At 72.5% G+C, this 21,473-nt stretch carries 25 protein-coding genes; 18 read left to right on the top strand and 7 right to left on the bottom strand.

All coding sequences use genetic code 11. From position 1 onward, the window contains the following. Nucleotides 1-4: 4 nt before the first annotated feature. The 4 genes from ACWEN0_RS33675 to ACWEN0_RS33660 all read right to left on the bottom strand — a co-directional run bounded on the left by ACWEN0_RS33675 (nt 5) and on the right by ACWEN0_RS33660 (nt 2,524). A complete protein-coding gene (locus ACWEN0_RS33675) occupies nt 5-577 on the bottom strand; it encodes a maleylpyruvate isomerase family mycothiol-dependent enzyme (protein WP_451982844.1) in 573 nt (190 codons plus the stop codon). Then, a complete protein-coding gene (locus ACWEN0_RS33670; protein WP_451982841.1) occupies nt 468-1,175 on the bottom strand; it encodes a DedA family protein in 708 nt (235 codons plus the stop codon). The genes ACWEN0_RS33675 and ACWEN0_RS33670 overlap by 110 nt, the downstream gene beginning before the upstream one ends. A gap of 63 nt (nt 1,176-1,238) precedes the next feature. Further along, nucleotides 1,239-2,039 carry a class I SAM-dependent methyltransferase gene (locus ACWEN0_RS33665; RefSeq protein ID WP_451982837.1) on the bottom strand — a complete coding sequence of 267 codons (801 nt, stop codon included), beginning with the start codon at nt 2,037-2,039 and terminating at the stop codon, nt 1,239-1,241. Then, nucleotides 2,018-2,524 (bottom strand): DUF2505 domain-containing protein, encoded by a 507-nt coding sequence (locus ACWEN0_RS33660; RefSeq protein WP_451982834.1) that lies wholly within the window; start codon nt 2,522-2,524, stop codon nt 2,018-2,020. The genes ACWEN0_RS33665 and ACWEN0_RS33660 overlap by 22 nt, the downstream gene beginning before the upstream one ends. 24 nt (nt 2,525-2,548) lie before the next feature. Between ACWEN0_RS33660 and ACWEN0_RS33655 the strand changes: the two genes are divergently transcribed. The 7 genes from ACWEN0_RS33655 to ACWEN0_RS33625 all read left to right on the top strand — a co-directional run bounded on the left by ACWEN0_RS33655 (nt 2,549) and on the right by ACWEN0_RS33625 (nt 9,769). Continuing rightward, nucleotides 2,549-3,604 (top strand): UDP-N-acetylmuramate dehydrogenase, encoded by a 1,056-nt coding sequence (locus ACWEN0_RS33655; RefSeq protein ID WP_451982831.1) that lies wholly within the window; start codon nt 2,549-2,551, stop codon nt 3,602-3,604. A 225-nt stretch (nt 3,605-3,829) separates the two neighbouring features. After that, nucleotides 3,830-5,005, top strand: a complete 1,176-nt coding sequence (locus tag ACWEN0_RS33650) for a L,D-transpeptidase (RefSeq protein WP_451982828.1) — start codon at nt 3,830-3,832, stop codon at nt 5,003-5,005. Nucleotides 5,006-5,009: 4 nt separating this feature from the next. After that, complete coding sequence (locus ACWEN0_RS33645; RefSeq protein WP_451982825.1) at nt 5,010-5,825, top strand: alpha/beta fold hydrolase; 816 nt, start codon at nt 5,010-5,012, stop codon at nt 5,823-5,825. Between the two features lie 22 nt (nt 5,826-5,847). Beyond that, nucleotides 5,848-7,152 carry a D-inositol-3-phosphate glycosyltransferase gene (mshA, locus tag ACWEN0_RS33640; RefSeq protein ID WP_451982822.1) on the top strand — a complete coding sequence of 435 codons (1,305 nt, stop codon included), beginning with the start codon at nt 5,848-5,850 and terminating at the stop codon, nt 7,150-7,152. Then, nucleotides 7,149-7,661 carry a YbjN domain-containing protein gene (locus ACWEN0_RS33635; protein WP_451982819.1) on the top strand — a complete coding sequence of 171 codons (513 nt, stop codon included), beginning with the start codon at nt 7,149-7,151 and terminating at the stop codon, nt 7,659-7,661. Before mshA ends, ACWEN0_RS33635 begins: the two co-directional genes overlap by 4 nt. A 69-nt stretch (nt 7,662-7,730) precedes the next feature. Next, on the top strand, nt 7,731-8,597 hold the full coding sequence (locus ACWEN0_RS33630; protein WP_451982816.1) for a DUF4349 domain-containing protein: 867 nt from the start codon (nt 7,731-7,733) through the stop codon (nt 8,595-8,597). Nucleotides 8,598-9,019: 422 nt separating this feature from the next. Then, nucleotides 9,020-9,769 (top strand): phosphoglyceromutase, encoded by a 750-nt coding sequence (locus tag ACWEN0_RS33625; RefSeq protein ID WP_451982813.1) that lies wholly within the window; start codon nt 9,020-9,022, stop codon nt 9,767-9,769. A gap of 52 nt (nt 9,770-9,821) precedes the next feature. On the opposite strand, the gene ACWEN0_RS33620 is transcribed toward ACWEN0_RS33625, so the two are convergent. Then, entirely contained in the window at nt 9,822-10,703 is an 882-nt protein-coding gene (locus tag ACWEN0_RS33620; protein WP_451982810.1) for a hypothetical protein, read from the bottom strand. Next, the gene (locus tag ACWEN0_RS33615; protein ID WP_451982807.1) at nt 10,700-11,338 is read right to left on the bottom strand and encodes a DNA-binding response regulator; all 639 of its coding nucleotides are present in this window, start codon (nt 11,336-11,338) and stop codon (nt 10,700-10,702) included. Before ACWEN0_RS33615 ends, ACWEN0_RS33620 begins: the two co-directional genes overlap by 4 nt. A 67-nt stretch (nt 11,339-11,405) precedes the next feature. Here ACWEN0_RS33615 and ACWEN0_RS33610 point away from each other — a divergent pair, with 67 nt between their 5' ends. From ACWEN0_RS33610 to proC, 8 genes are all read left to right on the top strand, one after another. Continuing rightward, nucleotides 11,406-12,281 (top strand): oxidoreductase, encoded by an 876-nt coding sequence (locus ACWEN0_RS33610; protein ID WP_451982804.1) that lies wholly within the window; start codon nt 11,406-11,408, stop codon nt 12,279-12,281. A gap of 145 nt (nt 12,282-12,426) precedes the next feature. Next, nucleotides 12,427-13,668: a sensor histidine kinase gene (locus tag ACWEN0_RS33605; RefSeq protein ID WP_451982801.1), complete on the top strand. Its 1,242-nt coding sequence runs from the start codon at nt 12,427-12,429 to the stop codon at nt 13,666-13,668. Next, nucleotides 13,665-14,354 (top strand): response regulator, encoded by a 690-nt coding sequence (locus ACWEN0_RS33600; RefSeq protein ID WP_451982798.1) that lies wholly within the window; start codon nt 13,665-13,667, stop codon nt 14,352-14,354. Before ACWEN0_RS33605 ends, ACWEN0_RS33600 begins: the two co-directional genes overlap by 4 nt. 114 nt (nt 14,355-14,468) lie before the next feature. Next, nucleotides 14,469-15,452 carry a Ppx/GppA phosphatase family protein gene (locus ACWEN0_RS33595; protein WP_451982795.1) on the top strand — a complete coding sequence of 328 codons (984 nt, stop codon included), beginning with the start codon at nt 14,469-14,471 and terminating at the stop codon, nt 15,450-15,452. A 157-nt stretch (nt 15,453-15,609) separates the two neighbouring features. After that, nucleotides 15,610-17,193, top strand: coding sequence for a hypothetical protein (locus tag ACWEN0_RS33590; RefSeq protein WP_451982792.1), 1,584 nt, complete (start codon nt 15,610-15,612; stop codon nt 17,191-17,193). Nucleotides 17,194-17,270: 77 nt separating this feature from the next. After that, a complete protein-coding gene (locus ACWEN0_RS33585) occupies nt 17,271-18,083 on the top strand; it encodes a sugar phosphate isomerase/epimerase family protein (RefSeq protein WP_451982789.1) in 813 nt (270 codons plus the stop codon). 133 nt (nt 18,084-18,216) lie between these two features. Further along, a complete protein-coding gene (locus tag ACWEN0_RS33580; RefSeq protein WP_451982786.1) occupies nt 18,217-19,044 on the top strand; it encodes a thioesterase family protein in 828 nt (275 codons plus the stop codon). A gap of 24 nt (nt 19,045-19,068) precedes the next feature. Further along, nucleotides 19,069-19,878, top strand: coding sequence for a pyrroline-5-carboxylate reductase (proC, locus tag ACWEN0_RS33575; RefSeq protein ID WP_451982783.1), 810 nt, complete (start codon nt 19,069-19,071; stop codon nt 19,876-19,878). On the opposite strand, the gene ACWEN0_RS33570 is transcribed toward proC, so the two are convergent. Further along, nucleotides 19,866-20,195 (bottom strand): winged helix-turn-helix transcriptional regulator, encoded by a 330-nt coding sequence (locus ACWEN0_RS33570; RefSeq protein WP_451982781.1) that lies wholly within the window; start codon nt 20,193-20,195, stop codon nt 19,866-19,868. The two genes, proC and ACWEN0_RS33570, sit on opposite strands and share 13 nt — an antisense overlap. Nucleotides 20,196-20,236: 41 nt before the next feature. Here ACWEN0_RS33570 and ACWEN0_RS33565 point away from each other — a divergent pair, with 41 nt between their 5' ends. From ACWEN0_RS33565 to ACWEN0_RS33555, 3 genes are all read left to right on the top strand, one after another. After that, the gene (locus tag ACWEN0_RS33565; protein ID WP_451982778.1) at nt 20,237-20,797 is read left to right on the top strand and encodes a carboxymuconolactone decarboxylase family protein; all 561 of its coding nucleotides are present in this window, start codon (nt 20,237-20,239) and stop codon (nt 20,795-20,797) included. A gap of 182 nt (nt 20,798-20,979) precedes the next feature. Continuing rightward, entirely contained in the window at nt 20,980-21,195 is a 216-nt protein-coding gene (locus tag ACWEN0_RS33560) for a helix-turn-helix domain-containing protein (RefSeq protein WP_013222402.1), read from the top strand. A 154-nt stretch (nt 21,196-21,349) separates the two neighbouring features. Continuing rightward, a complete protein-coding gene (locus tag ACWEN0_RS33555) occupies nt 21,350-21,451 on the top strand; it encodes a 30S ribosomal protein bS22 (RefSeq protein ID WP_007030867.1) in 102 nt (33 codons plus the stop codon). Nucleotides 21,452-21,473: the final 22 nt, after the last annotated feature.

Genomic DNA, 21,473 nt, shown 5'->3' with positions numbered 1-21,473 from the left:
CCGGTCAGACGGCGGGGAGCCGGTCCCCGGTGGTCGCCGCGTGGTTCGGGCGGCCGTACAGCGCCCGGTAGACGTCGTCGGCGGCGCCGGACACCTCGGTTCCCGGGGTGCCCACGGTCCACGTCCGCTCCGGCGTCGTGACCCGCACGCCGAAGGTGAAGCCGCGGCGCGGGACGACGAAGGTCAGGAACTCGTCGATGCCGTCGTTCGCGAACTCGGGGGAGAAGCGCGTCGTGCCGTCTTCGAGAGCCGACTCGGCGTCGAGGCGGTGGATCGCCGTTTCGTGGGCCATCCGGCGGCCCCACGGCGACTCCGGGTTCCGCAGCAAGGCTTCCCGCAGGGCCAGGCGCTGGCCGTCCCACCACCCGAGGACGTCGTCCCAGCTCGCCGGCGGGTCGGATTCGCCCGGCTTGCCCAGCGTCAGGCCGACCGCCAGGGCGTGCACGGACGCGACGTGCGCCACCAGGTCATGGACAGTCCAGTTCGGACAGTTCGGGATCGGCGTCGCCGGACCGGCTTTCAGTGCCGCCCGCTTCAGCCCGTCGGCGTGGACGTCGATCGCCTCCAGCAGCTGCATGCGCCGACCGTAGCCGCCGGCCGGCCTCGATGGCGAACACCAGGCCCAGGCCGAGGCTGAACGACAGCAGCAGGCCCTTGACCGGCTCGTCGGCGAAGGCGGCGCCGCCGGCCAGGCCGATCAGCACGCTGTACACCGCCCAGATCGCCGCCCCGGCGAGGTCGAGCGGCACGAACCGGCGCAGCGGGTAGCCGAGGCCGCCGTTCGCGAGCGCGCTGGCGACGCGGCCGCCGGGCAGGTAGCGCGCGGCGATGATCAGCAGCCCGCCGTTGCGCCGCACCTGCTCGCGCGCCCATTCGTAGCGCCGCCGGCCTTCGGGACCGCGGTGCAGCCGCGCGATCGCGCGCGGCCCGGCGGCCCGGCCAACGGCGTACCCGAGGCAGTCGCCCACCCACGCCCCGCCGGCGGCGACCGCGGCGAGCAGGGCGAGCTGCCGCGGATCGGGACCGACCAGGACGGCGACCGTCACGACGGTCGTCTCGCTGGGCATGAACGGCAGCAGCGCGTCCAGCCCGGACACGGCGAACACCAGCACCCACAGCCACGGCGAGCCGAGCGCGTCGCGCAGCAGGTCGGTGAGCTGCCCCAGGAATTCCACAGCTCAATGGTGATCACCGCAGGTCACTTCGGGGTGACGCAGCGGGGGTGGACCGGTGAACGTTCAGGCCGGGGCCACCGAGGCCCACGGGACGGTCAGCTCGCCCAGCCGCACCCGCGACGGCGGATCGACCAGTGGCCAGCCCCGCGCCGCCAGCAGCCGGACCGTCTCCCGCCAGCGGGACCGGACCCCGAACCCCTGGTGCGGCGCGGCCGTCGCCCAGCAGGCGTCGAGCGCGGCCAGCAGCGCGTGGACGCGCTCGCCGGGGACGTTCCGGTGGATCAGCGCCTTCGGCAGCCGTTCGGCGATCGTCGACGGGCGGTCGAGGCCCGCCAGCCGCATCGACAGCGTCAGGGACACCGGGCCGGCCGCGGACACCAGCACCCACGTCGAGAGTCGGCCGATCTCGTCGCACGTGCCCTCGACCAACAGGCCGCCCGGGGCCATCGAGTCCAGCACCAGCGCCCACGCCCCCGGGACCTCGTCCTCCGCGTACTGGCGCAGCACGTTGAACGCCCGCACCAGCACCGGCCGCGTCCCGGCCAGCTCGAACCCGCCGCGGCGGAAGTCCAGCAGCGGCGGGGAAGCGGCCGGCCGCGCGAAGGCCACGCGCTCGGGGTCCAGCTCCAGGCCCAGCACCCGGACGTCCGGCCGGACGCGGCGCAGCCAGCGCGCCAGCTCGACCGTCGTCACCGGGGAAGCGCCGTAGCCGAGGTCGACGACCAGCGGCGACGCGGCCGCGCGCAGCAGGCGGGTCGTCGCCGGCGCGTACGTGATCCACCGGTCGACCCGGCGGAGGCGGTTCGGGTTGGTCGTGCCGCGGGTCGGCGCCCCGACCGGGCTCAGTTCGCGTCGGCGAGCCACTTCGCCGTGAATTCGGCTTCGCGCTCCAAGAGCTTCGTGACCTGTTCGGCGATCACGGCTTCCAGCTTCCCGCCGAACAGCGGGATCCGGACGGTGACCTCGCCGCTGGTCCGGAACACCGTCTTGGCGTCGGTGGCCAGCAGGGCCGTCCGCGCGACGATCTCGCCCGGGACGCCGCCGACCTCGACCGTCGCGTCGCCCTGGCGGCCGGTGCCGTCCTTGCTCACCCGCCAGGTCTGCGTGCGGGTCACCATCAGGTCGCCCTTGTGCAGCGTCCGGACCGCCGACGGCAGCTTGTCCGCGCTGATCCCCTGCCGCAGTTCGTACCGCAGGTCCGTGCCCGAGACCTCGTAGGACAGCAGTGCCGCGCCGTGCCCGCCCAGCTGCTCCAGCCGCGCGCGCAGCGCGTCTTCGCCCGCGACCGCCGCGTACGTCGCGGCGACGTCGGCGGAGAACTCAGCGCGGTGCTCGATCCGGGATCCCATGAGCCGGACAGTACCGTCAGACGCGTGAACTCCGCCCGAACTCCCGCTTCCCCGAAGCTCTCCGCGTACACCACGCTGCGCCTCGGCGGCCCGGCCCGCCGGTTCGTCAGCGCCGTGACCAGCGAAGACCTGGTCGCGGCCGTCGGTGAGGCCGACGCCGCGGGCGAACCGGTGCTGCTGCTCGGCGGCGGCTCCAACCTGGTGGTCGCGGACGCGGGGTTCGACGGCACGCTGGTCGAGGTGGCCACCACCGGCTGGCGCCGCGACGGCGACGTCGTGGAGGTCGCGGCCGGCCAGAACTGGGACAGCTTCGTCGCCGGGCTCGTCGAAGCGGGCCTGGGCGGGCTCGAATGCCTCTCCGGCATCCCGGGCAGCGTCGGCGCGACGCCGATCCAGAACGTCGGCGCGTACGGCTGCGAAGTCGCCGAGTCCCTGGTCAGCGTCGACCTCTACGACCGGCAGACGCGCGAAGTGCGCACGCTGAAGGCCGACGAGCTCGGCTTCGCCTACCGCACCAGTGTGCTCAAGGGCACCGACTCCGGCGTCGTGCTCTCGGTCCGCTTCGAGATCCGCGAAGACGGCCTCTCCGCGCCCATCCGCTACGCCGAGCTGGCGCGCACGCTGGGCGTCGAGATCGGCGCCCGCGTCCCGGCGGCCGACGCCCGCGACGCCGTGCTCAAGCTGCGTCGCGGCAAGGGGATGGTGCTCGACCCCGGCGACCACGACACGTGGAGCGCGGGCTCGTTCTTCACCAACCCGATCGTCCCGTCGGCCGAGGCGGAAGCCGTCCTGACGCGCATCACGGACGCCGTCGGCGCGGAGGTCCCGCAGTACCCCGCCGACGGCGGCGTGAAGCTGTCCGCGGCCTGGCTGATCGAGCGCGCCGGCTTCGGCAAGGGGTACCCCGGGCCGGGGAACCGCGTCTCGCTGTCGACCAAGCACACGCTGGCACTGACCAACCGCGGCGACGCGACGACCGAAGACCTGTTGTCGCTGGCCCGCGAGGTGCGCGACGGCGTTTTCGCGCGGTTCGGCGTCTCGCTGCACCCCGAGCCGCTGCTGATCAACTGCGCAATTTGAGCCGAACCGGGCAACCCGGACGTGTGTGGGACGTCTTTGTCGACAAAGGCGTCGCCACCTGATCGGATGGTCTTTACCTTTCGGGCGGTAACGTCGGACGGGCTACCAGCGCTAAGGGCGTGGACCCGCTGGTAGGCGGGGGACTTGACGCTTCGGGGGGTCCGGGGGGCAGCGCCCCCACGGCGGGGTGCGGGGGCTCGGCCCCGCAAGACACAGGAGGTTGCGGTGATCGAACGGCGTACGGTCTTCAAGGCCGCTCTCGCGGCTGGGGCCGCACTGGTCGCCGCGGCGTGTTCGAGCACGAACGACGGCACCGCGCTGCCCACCGGCGCCGCGGGGGCCGACGGCGGGGGCGCGCAGCCCGTGGCGAAGATCACGGCCGAGCCGGCGGTGAACGCCAAGGACGCCTCCGTGCTCAAGCCGGTCGTCATCAAGGTCGCCGACGGCAAGCTCACCGAGTGCAAGGTGACCGCCGACGGCGGCAAGGGCGTCAAGGGCGACACGGCGCCCGACGGGCTCACCTGGACCAGCTCCGAGCCGCTCGGCTACGGCAAGACCTACACCTACGCGGCCAAGGCCACCGGCACCGACGGCAGGCCGGTCGAGCTCACCGGCACGTTCAGCACGGTCAGCCCGGCCAAGCAGGTCCGCGCCACGCTGAACCCGGCCGACAACCAGCAGGTCGGCGTGGCGATGCCGATCAGCGTCAAGTTCCAGTCGCCGGTCAAGGACCGCGCGGCCGTCGAGAAGGCCCTGTCCGTGAAGACGGACAAGAACGTCGAGGGCGCGTGGGGCTGGCTGTCCGACAGCCAGGTCGACTACCGGCCCAAGGAGTACTGGCCGCAGAACATCACCGTGAGCGTCGAAGCGAAGCTGTACGGCGTCGAGCTCGGCGGCGGCGCGTACGGCAAGGCCGACGTCACGACGAAGTTCAAGATCGGCCGCAACCAGGTGGTCAAGGTCAACACCCCGGACCACCAGATGCACGTCTACCGCGGCGGCGCGCAGTACAAGAGCTACCCGTGCGCGAACGGGCTGGACGCCGAGGTCGACCGCAACACCCCGAACGGCACCTACATCATCATGAGCAAGGAGCCGACCGCCGTCTTCGACAACGCCCGCTACGGCTACACGAACGTCAACAAGAAGTGGGCCTGCCGCTTCTCCAACCACGGCGAGTACATCCACGAGAACCAGGACAACGCGGCCAACATCGGGAAGACCAACAACTCCCACGGCTGCGTCAACCTCCTCGAAGCCGACGCCAAGGACTTCTTCGACTCCGCGCTGATCGGCGACCCGGTCGAGATCACCGGCTCCCAGCTGGGCGCGCCGATGGCCTCGGACGTCAAGGACTGGAACTACAGCTGGTCGGCCTGGCAGTCGCTGGGCGCGAAGTAACCCCGTGCGCACCGAAGTCGTCGGACACGGCGGGACCCGGCTCGGACTGCGGGTCGAGGGGGCCGAAAACACCAGGCCGATCGTGTTCGTGCACGGCTGGGCGCAGTCGGCCGGGTGCTGGGCGGCGCAGCTCGCCGACCCGGCCCTGACCGCGCGGTTCCGGCTGGTCGCGGTGGACCTGCGCGGCCACGGCGCGTCCGACGTGCCCGCCTCGGGCTACGACGACCCGGTCGCCTGGGCCGACGACCTGGCCGCGGTGCTCGACTTCGCCGGGCCGGGCGCGATCGTCGTCGCCTGGTCGTACGGCGGGCTCGTGCTGGCCGACCACGTCCGCGTGCACGGCACCGCACGGTTGGGCGGGATCGTGCTCGTCGGCGCCATCACCGAAATCGGCCGCGAGCGCCCGGGCGGGCGCGTCGGTGCGCTGATGCGCGAGCACATGCGCGCGATGCTTTCGGACGATCCGGACACCGCGGTCCCGGCGCTCACCGCGTTCAGCCGCGGGATGGTCACCCGTCCGGTGCCCGGAACACAGGCCCAGGCCCTGCTCGGGGCGTCGTTGAGCGTGCCTCCCGCGGTCCGTTCGGCGCTCTTCCGCCGGGACGTCGGCAGCGGCGACGTGCTGACCGCGATCGATAAGCCGGCCCTGGTCGTGCACGGCACGGCCGACCCCGTGATCGAGCCCTCGGCGGCCGAGTACGCACTCGGGAAGATTCCGGGTGCGGTCGGGCGTTGGTTTGCTGAAGGGGGCCACGCGCCCTTCGCCGAGTCCGCGGCCGAGTTCGACGCGGTGCTGCGGCAGTTCGCCGAGGAATGCTGACGTACGCGGGAGACGAGACCAGGTGACCAGCTCCATCCGGGGGTTCCGTGCTGCGCCGCGCCGGATCGCGGTGTTCTCAGTCCACACTTCGCCGCTCGAGCAGCCGGGCACCGGCGACGCCGGCGGCATGAACGTGTACATCAGCCAGACGGCGACCGAGATGGCCCGCCGCGGCGTCGAGGTCGAGGTGTTCACCCGGGCCACGGCGTCCGACCAGCCGCCGGTGGCCGAGCTGGCGCCGGGCGTGACCGTGCGGCACGTGCAGGCCGGGCCGTTCGAGCCGCTGGGCCGCGACGAGCTGCCCGCCCAGCTGTGCGCGTTCACCTCCGGCGTGCTGCGCACCGAGGCGTTCCACGAGCCCGGGTACTACGACCTCATCCACTCGCACTACTGGCTGTCGGGCCAGGTCGGCTGGCTCGCGCGCGACCGGTGGTCCGTGCCCCTGGTGCACACCGCCCACACCCTGGCGAAGGTGAAGAACGCCGCGCTCGCCGAGGGGGACAAGCCCGAACCGCGCGTCCGCGTCATCGGCGAGGAACAGGTGGTCGCCGAGGCCGACCGGCTCGTCGCCAACACCGCGGTCGAGGCGCGTCAGCTCATCGACCTCTACGACGCCGAACCGGACGCGGTGCACGCCGTGCCGCCGGGCGTCGACCTCGAACGCTTCACACCCGGTCCGACGGCCGCCGCGCGCGCCGAGCTCGGCCTGGCGGACGGCGACGTCGTGCTCGCCTTCGCCGGCCGGATCCAGCCGCTCAAAGCACCGGACGTGCTGCTGCACGCCGCGGCGGCGATGCTGCGACGGCGTCCCGAGCTGGCTTCGCGCCTGGTCGTGCTGGTCGTCGGCGGGCCGTCGGGCACCGGGCTGGAACAACCGCAGGCCCTGCGCGAACTGGCGGTTTCGCTGGGCATCGACCAGCAGGTGCGGTTCCTGCCGCCGCAGCCCGGCGAGTCGCTCGCCCGCGTCTTCCGCGCCGCCGACGTCGTCGCGGTGCCGAGCTACAACGAGTCGTTCGGGCTCGTGGCCCTGGAGGCGCAGGCCTGCGGGACCCCGGTCGTCGCGGCCGAGGTCGGCGGGCTGCCGGTGGCGGTGCCGCACGGCGTCTCCGGCCTGCTGGTGCCCGGGCACGGCGCCGAGGAGTGGGCGGACGCGCTGGCCGCGGTCGCGCTGCGCCCCGAGCGGTGCGCCGAGCTCGGCGCCAACGCCGTCGTGCACGCACAGCGGTTCTCCTGGCGCCGCACGACCGACGCGCTGCTCGACATCTATGCTCAGGCCACCGGCGCGTTCCGGCGCGCCCTGGACCTGCGCACGGAGGTGGCGGTGTGAGCCTGGACCGGCTGATCCAGTCTACTTTGGACTCGGCGGAGCTCGAATACGACAAACGCGGGCCGGGCAAGTACTTCGTCACGCTGCCGGGGACCAAGAAGCTGCAGACGAACGCGTGGCTCGTCGACGGCGACCACGCGTTCTCCGTCGAAGCCTTCGTCTGCCGGCGTCCCGACGAGTCCCATGAGGACGTTTACCGTTTCCTGTTGCAGCGCAACGCGAAGCTCTACGGCGTGCACTACACAGTGGACAGTCTCGGCGACATATACCTGGTCGGCCGGTTCGGCAAGGACACGATGTCTGCCGACGAGCTCGACAAGGTGCTCGGCCAGGTCCTCGAAGCCGCCGACGGCGACTTCAACACGCTGCTGGAAATCGGCTTCGCGACGTCGATCAAGCGCGAGTGGGACTGGCGCGTCTCCCGCGGCGAGTCCCTGGCGAACCTGCAGGCGTTCAAGCACCTCGTGGCGCCCGAGAAGCCGCACGAACCAGGCTTGACCGAGTCGTGACCCGGGCCGTGCAACGGCCCTGAACCGGGCATCCGTCTCCTCGCCAGGCAAAACTGGAGGGAGACCAGGATGCGGACTCGATGGAGAGCGGCGCTCGCGATCACGGCGGTGGCGCTGGCGCTGGCCGGCTGCTCGGCGGCGCAGAACGGGGCATCGTCCACGGCGGACAGTGCCGGCGTTCCGGCCGCGCCGCAGCAGGGGACCGGGGGCAAGGCCGAGTCGAAGGTGACGCCGCCGCAGGCCGGTGCCACCGACCGCAAGCTGTCGCGCAGCGCCCGGCTGGAGCTGACCGCCACGAAGGTCGTCGACGTCGTCGCCCAGGCCCGCGGGATCGCGGTGGGCGCGGGCGGCTACACCGGGCAGGAAAGCACCGGCGACGAGTCGGCGACGCTGTCGCTGGCGGTGCCCTCGGACAAGCTCGACCCGGTGCTCGACCAGCTCTCGCACCTCGGCTCGAGCATGGTGAAGCGGGAGCTGAACACCCAGGACGTCACCGAGCAGGTCGTCGACGTCGAAGCGCGGCTGACGACGCAGCGGAAGTCGGTCGAGCGGATCCGCGCGCTCCTCTCGCAGGCGACGTCCGTGTCGGACATCACGTCGATCGAAAGCGAGCTGACGAGCCGCGAGTCGGCCCTGGAGTCGCTCGAACAGCAGCGGAACTCCCTGGCGGGCAGCGTCGCGATGGCGACGGTCGCGATGACCATCCGCAGCGTGGCCGCACCGCCGCCCCCGTCGGAGGACCACAGCGGCTTCCTCGGTGGCCTCGCGGGCGGCTGGTCCGCGTTCCTGACCTTCGGCGGCGGGCTGCTGACGGTGCTGGGCGCGATCGCGCCGTTCCTGCTGGTCGTGGGCCCGCTCGGGTGGGTGGCCTGGCGGCTCAACCGGCGCCGTCGGCTCGCGAAGCCGGAGCCGGAGCCAGTGCCGACCGAGGTGTGAAGCGGGCAGGCGGGACGGCTCGAGGGAGGGGGGAGTCGCGATCTCGAGCCGCCCCGCTGAAGTTCCCGCCGATCAGGACCCGGTGACGAGGGGGATGCCAACGGGGCCGGCGGGCCGCGGCTCGGCAGGGGGGAGACGAGCCGCGGTCAACGCCCGAAGCGGGCCGGGGAGTGCGTGGAATCCGGCCGCTCGGGACGTAGTCAACCTGTCAGATCTCGACCTGTAATCACAAGACTACTCACTAGTCCGTTCGAGTGAATTTACTCCACGGCGATAACGGTGCGCAGTCCGTTGCGGGGATTTTGCGCGTTGTTGGCACCCGGACTTGCATGAGGGTGAAGGTGTTACTGCTCGGTAACACACTCTGCGTAGGACACCAGGTCACCAGTCGATCGCGTGGTCCCGTCTGGCAGGCTGACGGCATGGCTGAACTCGGGACATTGGTGCTGCTGCGGCACGGGCAGAGCACGTGGAACGCGGAAAACCTGTTCACCGGCTGGGTGGACGTGCCGCTGTCGGAGCGGGGCGAGGGCGAAGCCCGCCTGGGCGGCAAGCTGCTGGCCGACGCCGGGCTGCTGCCGGACGTGGTGCACACCTCGCTGCTGCGGCGCGCGATCTCCACCGCGAACATCGCGCTGGACGCCGCCGACCGGCACTGGATCCCGGTGAAGCGCGACTGGCGCCTCAACGAGCGCCACTACGGCGCGCTGCAGGGCAAGGACAAGAAGCAGACCCTCGCCGAGTTCGGCGAGGAGCAGTTCATGCTCTGGCGCCGGTCGTACGACACCCCGCCGCCGCCGATCGACCCGAAGGACGAGTGGAGCCAGGTCGGCGACCCCCGGTACGCCGACCTCGGCGACCACGCGCCGCTCACCGAGTGCCTCAAGGACGTCGTCGCGCGGCTCCTGCCGTACTGGGAGTCCGCGATCGTGCCGGACCTGCGCGCGGGCAAGACCGTGCTGGTCGCCGCGCACGGCAACTCGCTGCGCGCGCTCGTCAAGCACCTCGACGGGATCTCCGACGCCGACATCGCCGGCCTGAACATCCCGACCGGCATCCCGCTGCGCTACGACCTCACGGCCGACCTGAAGCCGGTGAAGGCGGGCGGCGAGTACCTCGACCCCGAGGCCGCCAAGGAAGCCGCCGCCGCGGTCGCCAACCAGGGCCGCTGACCCGTTTGCCGTGAGGGCACCTTCACCGCCGTGAAGGTGCCCTCACGGCGGCTCAGGCCGTGGTGAGCGGGCGGATGGCCGTGGCCTTCCAGGCCGTGCCTTCGCGGGCGACGTCGAACTCGGCCGTGAACGGCTTGCCGGTGACCTTGCCGGTCGCGTCGGCCACCTGCAGCGTCGTGAAGAACAACACGACCGCCTTGCCGTCGGCGAGCGCGACGACCCCGGCCATCGGGTCCGGGCCCAGGGCGACCTTCGTGCCGCTCTTGCGGATCGCCTCGACGTAGTCGGCCTTCTTCGCCCGGTAGTCGCTCAGCAGGGTGCCGGTGATGACCGCCTCCGCCCGCGCGTACGAGCCTTCCGGGTCGGCGCTGTCGGTGGTGAACAGCCCGCCCGCGACCGCGCGGGCGCCGGCCACTGCCGCGTCGCGCGCGCCCGCCGCGCTGCCGTCGTCGGCGTGCGGCGCGGGCGGCGGCTGAGCCGGGTTGACGGCGATGTCCGAGAGCCGCCAGTGCCCGTTCGACCGCTGCCCGGTGAACGCGACCGTCGCCAACCCCTTGGTGGCGCCGCTGTCCTGTTCGAGCACGGCCAGGTCGCGGACCCGGTCGCCGGTGAACTCGAGCGCGGCCGCCTGCCGCACCCGCGTGGTCAGGCGAACCGGCTGCGGGCTCTTCCTGACCTGGTCGAACAGCTTCGTGAGCTGGTCCTTCGCCGCCCCGGTGACGTTCGCCGCGACGGCCTGGTCGAACGCGGCCGGGTTCGCGGAGTCGTAGCTGAACACCGCCTCGGCGGCCGACTTCACGCCGTCGAGCGCGGCTCCGGTGCCGAGGGCGTCGACGAGCGCGAGGTTCCCGGTGAGCGGCACGGGCGCGCCGGAGATCGCCGACGTGCACGCCGAGGTCGTCAGGAGCAGGGCGAGCAGCGCCGCCCGCTTCACAAGAGCCCGGCTTCGCGGGCCCGCGCCCCGGCCTGGAACCGGGACGACGCCCCGAGGATCGCCATCACCTCGGCCACCCGCCGCCGGTAGGTGCGCAGTCCGACGCCGAGGGTGCGGGCCGCCGTCTCGTCCTTGCAGCCGGACGCGAGCTGCTCGAGGATCTCGCGCGCGCCCAGCTCGGTGAACCGCGCCTGGTAGGACTCCAGATCGGTGCCGCCGGCCCAGGCCGCCTCGAACAGCGACTGGATGCCCTGGACCAGTTCCGGGCTGCTGACGACGGTGTAGCTGCGCACGCCGCCGACCTGGTCGCCGGCGACGATCGCGATCCGCCGGTCGAGCAGGATCGTCTCGTTGACCTCGCGTTCGGTGATCCGGATGCGCGCGCCGTGGGTGGCCATGAACCGCAGGTGCTCCGCCAGCGCCGGGTCGAACAGCACGCCGGGCAGGTACATCTTGCGCACGGAAGTCGTGCGCACGGCCTGCTCCCGCTCGGGCACCGTCGGGTGCGCTACCGACCAGGTGTGCAGGTCGCGGGCCGCGCACGCGACTTCGGTCGCGGTCGCGAACAGGTGTGCGGTCCGCTCGAACAGCTCGGCTTCGCCGCGCACCACGACGACGTCACTGACTCTCTCCACGCATTCCAGTGTGGCAGCAAACTGCCAAACCCGGAGGTCACCGGCGCTCCCTCGGAAAGCTGAAGCCATGACCACGAACACCACCACCACCCCCGCCGCCGCGGCGGGCACCTGGCAGCTCGGCTCCTTCGAAGTCAACCGGCTCGGGTTCGGCGCCATGCGCCTGATGTCCACTTCGGACGGTGGCATCCGCGCCCGCGAGACGTCGATCGCCGTGCTGCGGCGCGCCGTCGAGCTCGGTGTCAACCACATCGACACCGCCGTCTTCTACTTCGCCGGCCCGCGCTCGGCGAACGAGCTGATCAACACCGCCCTCGCGCCCTACGACGACCTCACGATCACCACCAAGGTCGGGCCGGGCCGCGACTTCACCGGCGCGTTCTACACCGCGCGGCCGGACCAGCTGCGCGCCCAGGTCGAGGAGAACCTGCGCGAGCTGGGTCTGGACCACCTCGACGTCGCCAACTACCGGATCGGCCAGGGCCTCGACCGCGGGGAGGGCTCGCTCGCCGACGGCTTCGGCGCCCTCGCCGAACTGCGTGCGGAAGGCCTCATCCGCGAACTGGGCATCTCCAACGTCGCGCCGCACCACCTGACCGAGGCGCTGGAGATCGCGCCGGTCGTCTGCGTCCAGAACCAGTACGGCCTCACCGCGCGCCGCGAGGACGACGAGATCGTCCGGATGTGCGCCGAGCGGGGGATCGCCTTCGTGCCGTTCTTCGCCGTCGCGAGCGGGACGGGCGAGGACGCGCGGGTCGCGGAGGTCGCGCGCCGGCACGACGCCACCCCGGCGCAGGTGCGGCTCGCGTGGACCCTCCACCAGGGCCCGCACGTGCTGGCCATCCCGGGCACCGGCGATATCGCGCACCTCGAGCAGAACGTCGCCGCGGCCGCGCTGCGGCTCTCGGACGACGATCTGAAAACCCTTGATGCGAACGGGTGATTCACCCGGAATGTCTCGCCGCGGAATCGATCGGGTGAACGCCGGTTGAAGCACCGGCGAACAGGTCTTCTCCAGGTGTCGCGGTGCTCACGACAAGGCGGACAACGCTAGGCCGAAGGGCCACATCACGGCTTACGATCGGCCTGTGACCACGCCTGTTTCTGTCGCACTGGCCATCGGGGCACTGGTGGCCGGTGCGGTGGTCGGCTACTTCCTCGCCCGGGCGAGGACCCGCCGCGAAGAAGCCCGTCCGCCGGGCCCGACCGTCGCGGAGCTCCTCGAACGGCTGGTCCGGTCCTCCCACAACGGCGTCGTCGTGCTCAACAAGTTCGGCGACATGGTGCTGCACAACCCGCGCGCGTACGAGCTCGGCCTCGTCAAGGTCAACCAGGCCGACCCGCGGGCCCGCAAGGCCGCCGAACAGGTTGTCGAGACCGACGAGCCGATGGAGATCGACCTTTCGCCGCTGGAGGCGCGCGGCCGCCAGCCGGAGGCGGTGCTCGGCCAGGTGCGGCCCCTCGGCGACGGCTTCACCGTCGTCGAGGCGGTCGACCACTCCGAGGCCATCCGGCTGGAGGCCGTGCGCCGCGACTTCGTCGCCAACGTCAGCCACGAGCTGAAGACCCCGGTCGGCGCGATCGCGCTGCTCACCGAGGCCGTGCTCGACGCCGCCGAGGACGTCGAGGAGGTCCGCCGCTTCGGCGGCAAGATCCTCCGCGAGTCCACCCGGCTCGGCCAGCTCGTCACCGAGCTGATCGCGCTCTCCCGGCTGCAGGGCGCCGAGCGGCTGCCGGACCTCAACGTCGTCGAGGTCGACGCGGTCGTCCGCGAGGCGCTCGGGCGGACGACGCTCTCGGCCGAGTCGGCCCACATCCGGATCACCACCGACACCCCCAGCGGCCTGCTCATCGAGGGCGACCGGACGCTGCTGGTCACCGCGCTGTCGAACCTGCTGGAGAACGCCGTCGCGTACTCGCCGGCCGGCAGCCCGGTGTCGATCTCGCGCCGGCTCGCGGACGGGATGGTCGAGATCGCCGTCACCGACCGCGGCATCGGCATCGCCGAGGAAGAGCAGCAGCGGGTGTTCGAGCGTTTCTACCGCGCCGACAAGGCCCGCTCGCGCGCCACCGGCGGCACCGGGCTGGGCCTGGCGATCGTCAAGCACGTGGCGGCCAACCACGGCGGCTCGGTCGGGCTGTGGAGCCGTCCCGGCACCGGCTCGACGTTCACCCTGCGCATCCCCGCGCACGTCCGCCCCGAACCGGCCCCCGAGCCGGCCAAGGCCGCCAAGACCTCGCCGGGACCACGGCAGGAGAAGACCCCCGAGCGCACCCAGAGGCTCGTGGTTACCGGGCAGGAAAGCCCAGATCATGGAGGAAACCTGTGACCAGGGTTCTCATCGTCGAGGACGAGGAGTCGTTCGCCGACCCGCTCGCCTTCCTGCTGCGCAAGGAAGGGTTCACCGCGGCCGTGGCCGGCACCGGCCAGGCCGCGCTCGAGGAGTTCGACCGCAACGGCGCCGACATCGTGCTCCTGGACCTCATGCTGCCGGGGATGAGCGGCACCGACGTCTGCAAGCAGCTGCGCCAGCGCTCGGCCGTGCCGGTCATCATGGTGACCGCGCGCGACAGCGAGATCGACAAGGTCGTCGGCCTGGAGCTGGGTGCGGACGACTACGTCACCAAGCCGTACTCGGCGCGCGAGCTGATCGCGCGGGTCCGCGCGGTGCTGCGCCGCGGCGGCGAGCCGGGCGCGGAAGGCGAGCTGGCGCCGCTGGTGCTCTCGGCCGGCCCGGTGCGGATGGACGTCGAGCGGCACGTCGTGACCGTGGACGGGCAGGAGGTTTCGCTCCCGCTCAAGGAGTTCGACCTGCTGGAGTACCTGCTGCGCAACGTCGGCCGGGTGCTGACGCGCGGGCAGCTCATAGACCGGGTGTGGGGCGCGGACTACGTCGGCGACACGAAGACCCTCGACGTCCACGTGAAGCGCCTGCGCTCGAAGATCGAGCCGGACCCGGGTTCGCCGCGGCACCTGGTGACGGTGCGCGGCCTCGGGTACAAGTTCGAGACATAAGCCCCTTTTCGTGCGGTTGCCGCCCCGGTGGGAGGCGCGCCGGGGCGGTACCGCACCGAGTGTTGTTGGTTACATGTTCGAGACCTGGCGCCGATCCCGGTACGCTGGACCCCCGTGCGCCTAGGGGTACTCGACGTCGGTTCCAACACCGTCCACCTGCTCGTGGTCGACGCCCACCGTGGCGCCCACCCGACGCCGATGCATTCCGAGAAGTCCGTGCTGCGCCTGGCGGAGCAGCTCACCCCCGGCGGTGAGCTCAGCAAGGCCGGGTCCGACGACCTCGTGACCGCCGTCGAATCCGCGAAGGACGCCGCGGCCCGGCTGGGCTGCGAGGAGGTCATGGCGTTCGCCACCTCCGCGGTCCGCGAAGCGAAGAACTCCGCCAAGGTGCTGGCCCGCGTGGCCGACCGCACCGGCGTCGAGCTGCAGGTCCTGTCCGGGGTCGACGAGGCCCGGCTCACCTTCCTGGCCGTCCGCCGCTGGTACGGCTGGTCGGCCGGCCAGCTGCTCGTGCTCGACATCGGCGGCGGCTCGCTCGAAATCGCGATGGGCCGCGACGAAGAGCCCGTGCTGGCCGAATCGCTGCCGCTGGGCGCCGGCCGCACCACGCGCACCCGCTTCCGCCACGACCCGCCGACGCGCTCCGAGCTCGTCGCGACGTCGGCGTGGCTGGACGACCAGCTCACCGAGCTCGCGCGGAAGGTCACCAAATGGGGTGAACCCGATCGTGTGGTCGCGACGTCGAAGACGTTCCGCTCCCTCGCCCGGCTGACCGGCGCCGCCCCCTCGGCGGCGGGCCCGCGCGTGCGACGTACGCTCACGGACACCGCGTTGCGCCAGCTCCTGGCCTTCATCTCCCGGATGACCTCGGCCGATCTGGCTCAGCTCGAAGGAGTCAGCTCGAGCCGGTCGCACCAGCTGGTGGCGGGGGCGCTCGTCGCGCAGGCCACGATGCGGGCCCTGGGTTTGGCGGAACTCGAGATCTGCCCATGGGCTCTGCGAGAGGGTGTGATCCTGCGGCGGCTGGACCATTCCAACGGCGCGGATGAGACTGGAGCGGCTCTCGTGGCGCGCTTCGGCGCACAGGAGGACCGGTGAAAGCACGCGGCTGGACTTCCCGGAAGGTGGACGGGCACGGTGGAGAGGTGACGGACATGCAGAGGACGGCGTACAGCGCGCGCTGCGCCGCCGGCGTGCCGTCGGGTACCGCTTCGCCGAACGCCGAGGACCCGGAGCGCGCAGGGGAATACCAGGTATGACGGACCAGACCGGAGGCGATCAGCCGCAGAAGACCGTGGCTGAGCTGCTCGCCCAGCACGGCGCCCAGGTCGACGGCGGACGCCGTCGCCGCCGGCGCGCGGCCGATGACGACGACGAGCCGGGCACCCCCGAGGCCCCGCCCGGCGCGACCGGCTCGCACCGGCGTCCCGGCGTCGGCGACACCGGCCCGCAGGCGATCATCGACCGGGTCGCCTCCGAAGGCACCCCGCCGCCGCCTTCGCGGCCCGCCGGACGGCGCCGCGCCGAGCCGCCGTCCCCGCCGCCGCCCGCACCCCGCGCGGTCCCGCAGGACTCCCAGCCGCTGCCGCGGCCGGTCCCGCCACCCCCGCCGCCCCCGGCCCGGCCCGCTCCCGGCGGCGCCGAGTCCGGCCAGTACGCGCGCCCGGCGCCGCAGGAGTCGGGCCAGTACGCCCGCCCACAGGAGTCCGGGCAGTTCTCGCGGCCGCCGCAGGAGCCGCCGGCCCCGCCCCAGGCGTCGCAGCAGCTGCCGGTGCCGCCGCGCGCACCCCGGCGCCAGCCGCCGCCCCCGCAGCCTTCGCAGCAGCTGCCGGCCCCGCCGCCGACGGCCGAGGAGACCCGCGGGGCCGTCCCGCCGGTCCGGCGCCGCCCGGGGCCGCCGCCCCAGGCGTCGCAGCAGCTGCCGACGCCACCCCCGGCCGGCGGTCCCCTGTCGGCCCGGCTCGACGGCCTCAACGGCACCCCGGACGCCGAGGCCGACGTCCCGCCGGGTCCGATGGCCAGCGGCACCTTCGCGACGCCGCCCGCGGCGCCCGGGCGCCCGCGCCGGGCCCCGGCCCGCCGTCCGCAGCCGCAGCAGGAGGCCTACACCGAGCAGTTCTCGGCCGTCCCGGACGAGGAACCGCCCGCGCCGCCGAAGAAGGCGGACGAGCCTTCGTCGCCCGCGGGGCTGGCGAACTGGCGCAAGCGCCGGCAGAAGGAGCAGATGGAGGACACCGAGATCGGCGTCATGCCGGTGGTGCCCACCGAAACCCCGGACGACGGCTACCCCGAGGACGACTTCGAGCCCGACGGCTTCGCGCCGGAGAGCAGCGGCTACCAGGCCGCCTACGACGCGGGCCCGCCGACGGGCGCGTACCCGCCGCCGATGCCGTTCGCGCCCGGCGACCGCGCGTCGCGCACGCCGATCCCGGACGACCTCGAGCCGTACGAGCGCGAGTTCGCCGACGGCTACCCGGCGGACGGCCCGGACTTCGAGCACGACGAATACGGCTACGAGGACGACGAGTACGACGACGTCCCGCCGGAACCGGTGGCCGCGGAGGAGCCCGAGACCTCGCCCGGCAAGGCGTGGCTGGCGCTGGCCGGCCAGCTGGCGATGGGTGTCGTCGGCGGCGCCGCCGTGTGGCTCGGGTTCAACTGGCTCTGGGTGAACATCCCGGCGGCCGCCCTGGTGGCGGCGCTGCTGGTGGTCGTCGCGCTGGTCTGGATCGTGCGGAAGATCCGCCGCGCCGAAGACCTGCAGACGACGGTGCTCGCGGTGCTGGTCGGCCTGGTGGTCACGGTGTCCCCGGCGGCCCTGCTGCTCGTCGGCCGCTGACGTCCGGCGGGGACGCGGTGAGATCCGCGTCCCCTTCGCGGCCCGGCGATTCCCCGCACCGTCGGTGACGGGGCAGGATGGCGCGCGTGACAGACGAGCAGCCGGTCCCCGTCGGGCTCAGCACGGCGTCCGTGTGGCCCCTCAAGGCGGGGACGGCCTTCGAGCTGGCCGCCGAGCTCGGCTTCGACGGCGTCGAGGTGATGGTCTGGGCCGACGCCGTCAGCCAGGACGTTTCGGCGCTGCGCCGCTGGTCGCGCCGCACCGGGGTGCCCGTGCTGTCGATCCACTCGCCGTCGCTGCTGATCACCCAGCGGATCTGGTCGCCGGACCCGGTGGTGCGGCTGCGGATGTCCGTCGAGGCCGCCCAGGAGCTCGGCGCGCGCACGGTCGTCGTGCACCCGCCGTTCCGCTGGCAGCGCCGCTACGGCGACGCGTTCGGCGATCTCGTCGACGAGCTGGAGGAGACCAGCGGGATCGAAATCGCCGTCGAGAACATGTTCAAGGTCCGCCCGCCGGGCGGTTCCCGGAATTCGCGCGTGTCCGCGTTCCGGCCGTCGATCGACCCGACGGACGTCGGTTTCCGGCACTACACGCTCGACCTGTCCCACACAGCGGCAGCCGGGATGGACGCGCTCGCGCTGGCGCAGCGAATGGGTGAAGGCCTCTCGCACGTCCATCTGGCGGACGGGACCGGCGTCCCGAAGGACGAACACCTGGTACCCGGACGGGGTGGTCAGCCCTGCGCCGAACTCCTGGAAAAGCTGGTCAGCAGCGGTTTCGCCGGGCAGATCGTGCTGGAGGTCAACACGCGGCACGCCCTCACCGGGGCCGAGCGGGTCCGCGATCTGGCCGAGGCAGTGCTGTTCGCGCGATTCCACCTCGGCCAGTAATTGCGCACTTTCGGACAGACACGGCTGCTCCCGCCTCCATTTCCGCCGGTCGAACACGTAAAGTTCCGACTGTGAACCCGTCGCGCTCGTTGATCGTCACCTACCCGGATTCCCCCATCGGCACGGCGCGTTCGTGAGCGGACCGGACGGCACCGTCGCGTCCTTCGACGTGGCGAGTGCGGCGCGGTCGCTGGGGGACGGCACCTTCACCGCGGTGCTGCGTGCGGAGTGGGCCATCGGCTCGCACCCGCACGGGGGTTTCCTGCTGGCCCTGCTGGCCCGGGCGGCGATCTCCGCCCTGCACGAACGCGGCGAGCCGCACGCGGAGCCGCTGGTCGTCAGCGCGGAGTTCCTGCACGCGCCGGCCCTGGGGCCGGTGCTGCTGCGCACGGACGTCCGCAAGGTCGGCCGCCGCGCGACGGTCGTCGAGGTCCGGCTGGAGCAGCGGGGCCGCAGCTGCGTCGAGGCGAGGGTGACGACCGGGCGGCTGCCGATGCGGCGCCCGGAGTGGACGGACGTACCGTCGATGCCGGCCGAGCCCGCACCCGGCGCGCTCGCCATGCCGGAGAGCCCCGAGGGCCCGTTCAACCTGGCCAAGGGCTGTGAAGTGCGGCTCGACCCGGCGACCGCGGGCTACCTGGCCGGCCGCACCGGCGAGCCGCCCCGGATGCGGCTGTGGGTCCGGCCGCGCCACGGCCTGGTCGACCCGTACTTCACGCTGCTCGCCTCCGACGTCAACCCGCCGGTGGTGATGAACCTGGGCCGCATCGGCTGGGCCCCGACGGTCCAGCTGACGGCCCTGCTGCGCACCCGCCCGGCCCCGGGCTGGCTCCGCGTGGTGGTCGAGTCGAGGTCGGTCCACGAGTCCTGGTTCGACTCGGACGCCACGGTGGTCGACTCCCAGGGGCGGCTGGTGTGCCAGGCCCGGCAGCTGGGCCTCGCCCCGGCACCGGGTGCCTGAGGCGCGTTTGGCACGCTTTACGGCATGACGGTCATCGCGGTGCTGGGTGCGGGAAAGATCGGCGAGGCGTTGCTCTCGGGGCTGCTGCACGGCGGCCACGAGCCGGGCGACCTGCTCTTCACCGAGCGGTACCCGGCGCGCGTCGAGGAACTCACCGCGCGCTACGGCATCCGCGGTGTCGAGGTCGAGGATGCCGCGAAGCAGGCCGACGTCCTGGTCGTGGCCGTGAAGCCGCAGGACATCGACCCGGTGCTCGACGAGCTCGCGCCGCTGCTCGGGCCCTCGTCGCTCGTCGTGTCACTGTGCGCCGGGCTGCCGACCTCGCTCTACGAGCGCCGGCTCGCCGACGGCGTGCCCGTGGTGCGGGTCATGCCGAACACGCCGATGCTGGTCAACGAGGCCATGAGCGCCATCTCCGCCGGGCGGCACGCGACCACCGAGCACCTGGCGATCGTGCGCGACCTGCTCTCGCACGTCGGTCAGGTCGTCGAGGTGCCCGAAGCGCAGCAGGACGCCGTCACCGCGCTCTCGGGCTCCGGCCCGGCGTACTTCTTCTACCTGGTCGAGGCCATGATCGACGCCGGCATCCTGCTCGGGCTGCCGCGGGCACTGGCCGGGCAGCTGATCATCCAGTCGGCCGTCGGCGCGGCGAAGATGCTCGCCGAGTCCGAGGAGCACCCGGTGCTGCTGCGCGAGGCCGTCACGTCGCCCGCCGGGACCACCATCAACGCGATCCGCGAGCTGGAGAAGCACGGCGTCCGCGCGGCGCTGCTCGCCGCCATCGAGGCCGCCAAGGACCGCTCGGTGGAGCTGGGCAAAGCTCACGAAGGCTGACGGGGCCGCCAGCCGTTCGCCCAGGCGTCCAGCTGGACGAGCGTCCCGAACAGGGACTTCCCCTGCTCGGTGAGCGCGTAGCCGTCGTCGGCGTGGTCGACGAGGTCCGCTTCGCCGAGTTCGCGCAGGCGGGTGGTCAAGACGCTCGACGAGACGCCGTCACAGCGCTGCTGCAGTTGACGGAACGTCGGCTTCGCGTCGTCGCGCAGCTCCCAGAGGATCCGCAGCGCCCAGCGCCGGCCGAGCAGGTCGAGCAGCGCCATCACCGGGCGGCCGGTCGTGGACCCCCGGACGGGACGGCCGGGCAGTGGGGTCATCGTGCTTTCCTTTCCGAAGCGCCGATGTTAGCTTGCCCGGTATGCCTCTGAAATCGAAGCAGCCCCGGATCGCGCCGCTCGAGCCGCCGTTCGACGCCGAGACGGCCTCGCTCCTCGAACGGCTGGGGCCGCCCCTTCGGCTCTTCCGCGTCTGGGCCCGGCGTCCCGACCTGGCCCGCGGGATCGCGGAGTGGGGCCGCTACTACTTCTCGCGGCAGTCCGCGCTGACCGTCCGGCAGCGCGAGCTGGTCATCGACCGGACCACCGCCCTGTGCGGCGCCGACTACGAATGGGGTGTCCACATCGCGGTCTTCGCCGAGAAGGCCGGTCTCGGCGCGGAGCAGGTGCGCTCGCTGGCCACGGGCAGCCCGGCCGACGCGTGCTGGGACGCGGGGGACCGGGCGGTGCTCGCGGCCGTCGACGAGTTGCACGCCACCAGCGACCTCGCGGACGGGACCTGGTCGGCGCTGGTGGCCGCCGCCGGCGAGGACGGCGCGCTCGACCTGCTGCTCGTCTGCGGCTGGTACCACGCCATCTCGTTCACCGTCCGCGCGCTGCGGCTGCCCCTCGAACCGGGCACCGCGCGCCCGGATTCGCCGTAATGGGCGATTCCGGCGGTCTTGCACGCGCGGGTGCCCGTGCGTTAGCGCTGGTAAGGGCCCATCTCGGTGACAGGCGTCGCATTAGTCCCACCAGTCCCGCTACTCTCGATAGAGCACGTGCGTGTCGATACCACAGGTGGGGAAGCCTCGTGGCGCGACACGTGTCGAAGGACGCGGTAAACATGTCGCCGAACAAGAAGGAGGATCTGCCGGCTGTCGGGCAGGTCCAGTTCCTGACGGTCGCCGAGGTGGCCACGCTGATGCGGGTCTCCAAGATGACCGTCTACCGTCTCGTGCACTCGGGTGAGCTGCCCGCCGTCAGGGTCGGGAAGTCCTTCCGGGTGCCGGAGAAAGCAGTGCACGAGTACCTCCAGGGCGCCTACTACGACGTGGGCTGAGTTCGCCGCGGCCGGCGGCGCGCCGGGCTACGGCCCGCCCGCCGACCGGCCCGCCGGAGGAGCCGAGTAACCTGGTAGACCGCTCGTGCCTGTGCGCTCCACCCGTTGGACGCTGCGCCGGGCAGCGTGACCGACGACGACCTAAGGAGCGCCCATGGGCTCTGTGATCAAGAAGCGCCGCAAGCGCATGTCGAAGAAGAAGCACCGCAAGCTGCTGCGCCGCACGCGAGTGCAGCGTCGTAAGGCCGGCAAGTAAGACCCAGCCGTGCGTAGCCGTG

The organism is Amycolatopsis sp. NPDC004378, assembly GCF_053602455.1.
The sequence above is the reverse complement of the archived record's forward strand: the minus strand, read 5'-3'. Positions and strand labels throughout refer to the sequence as shown.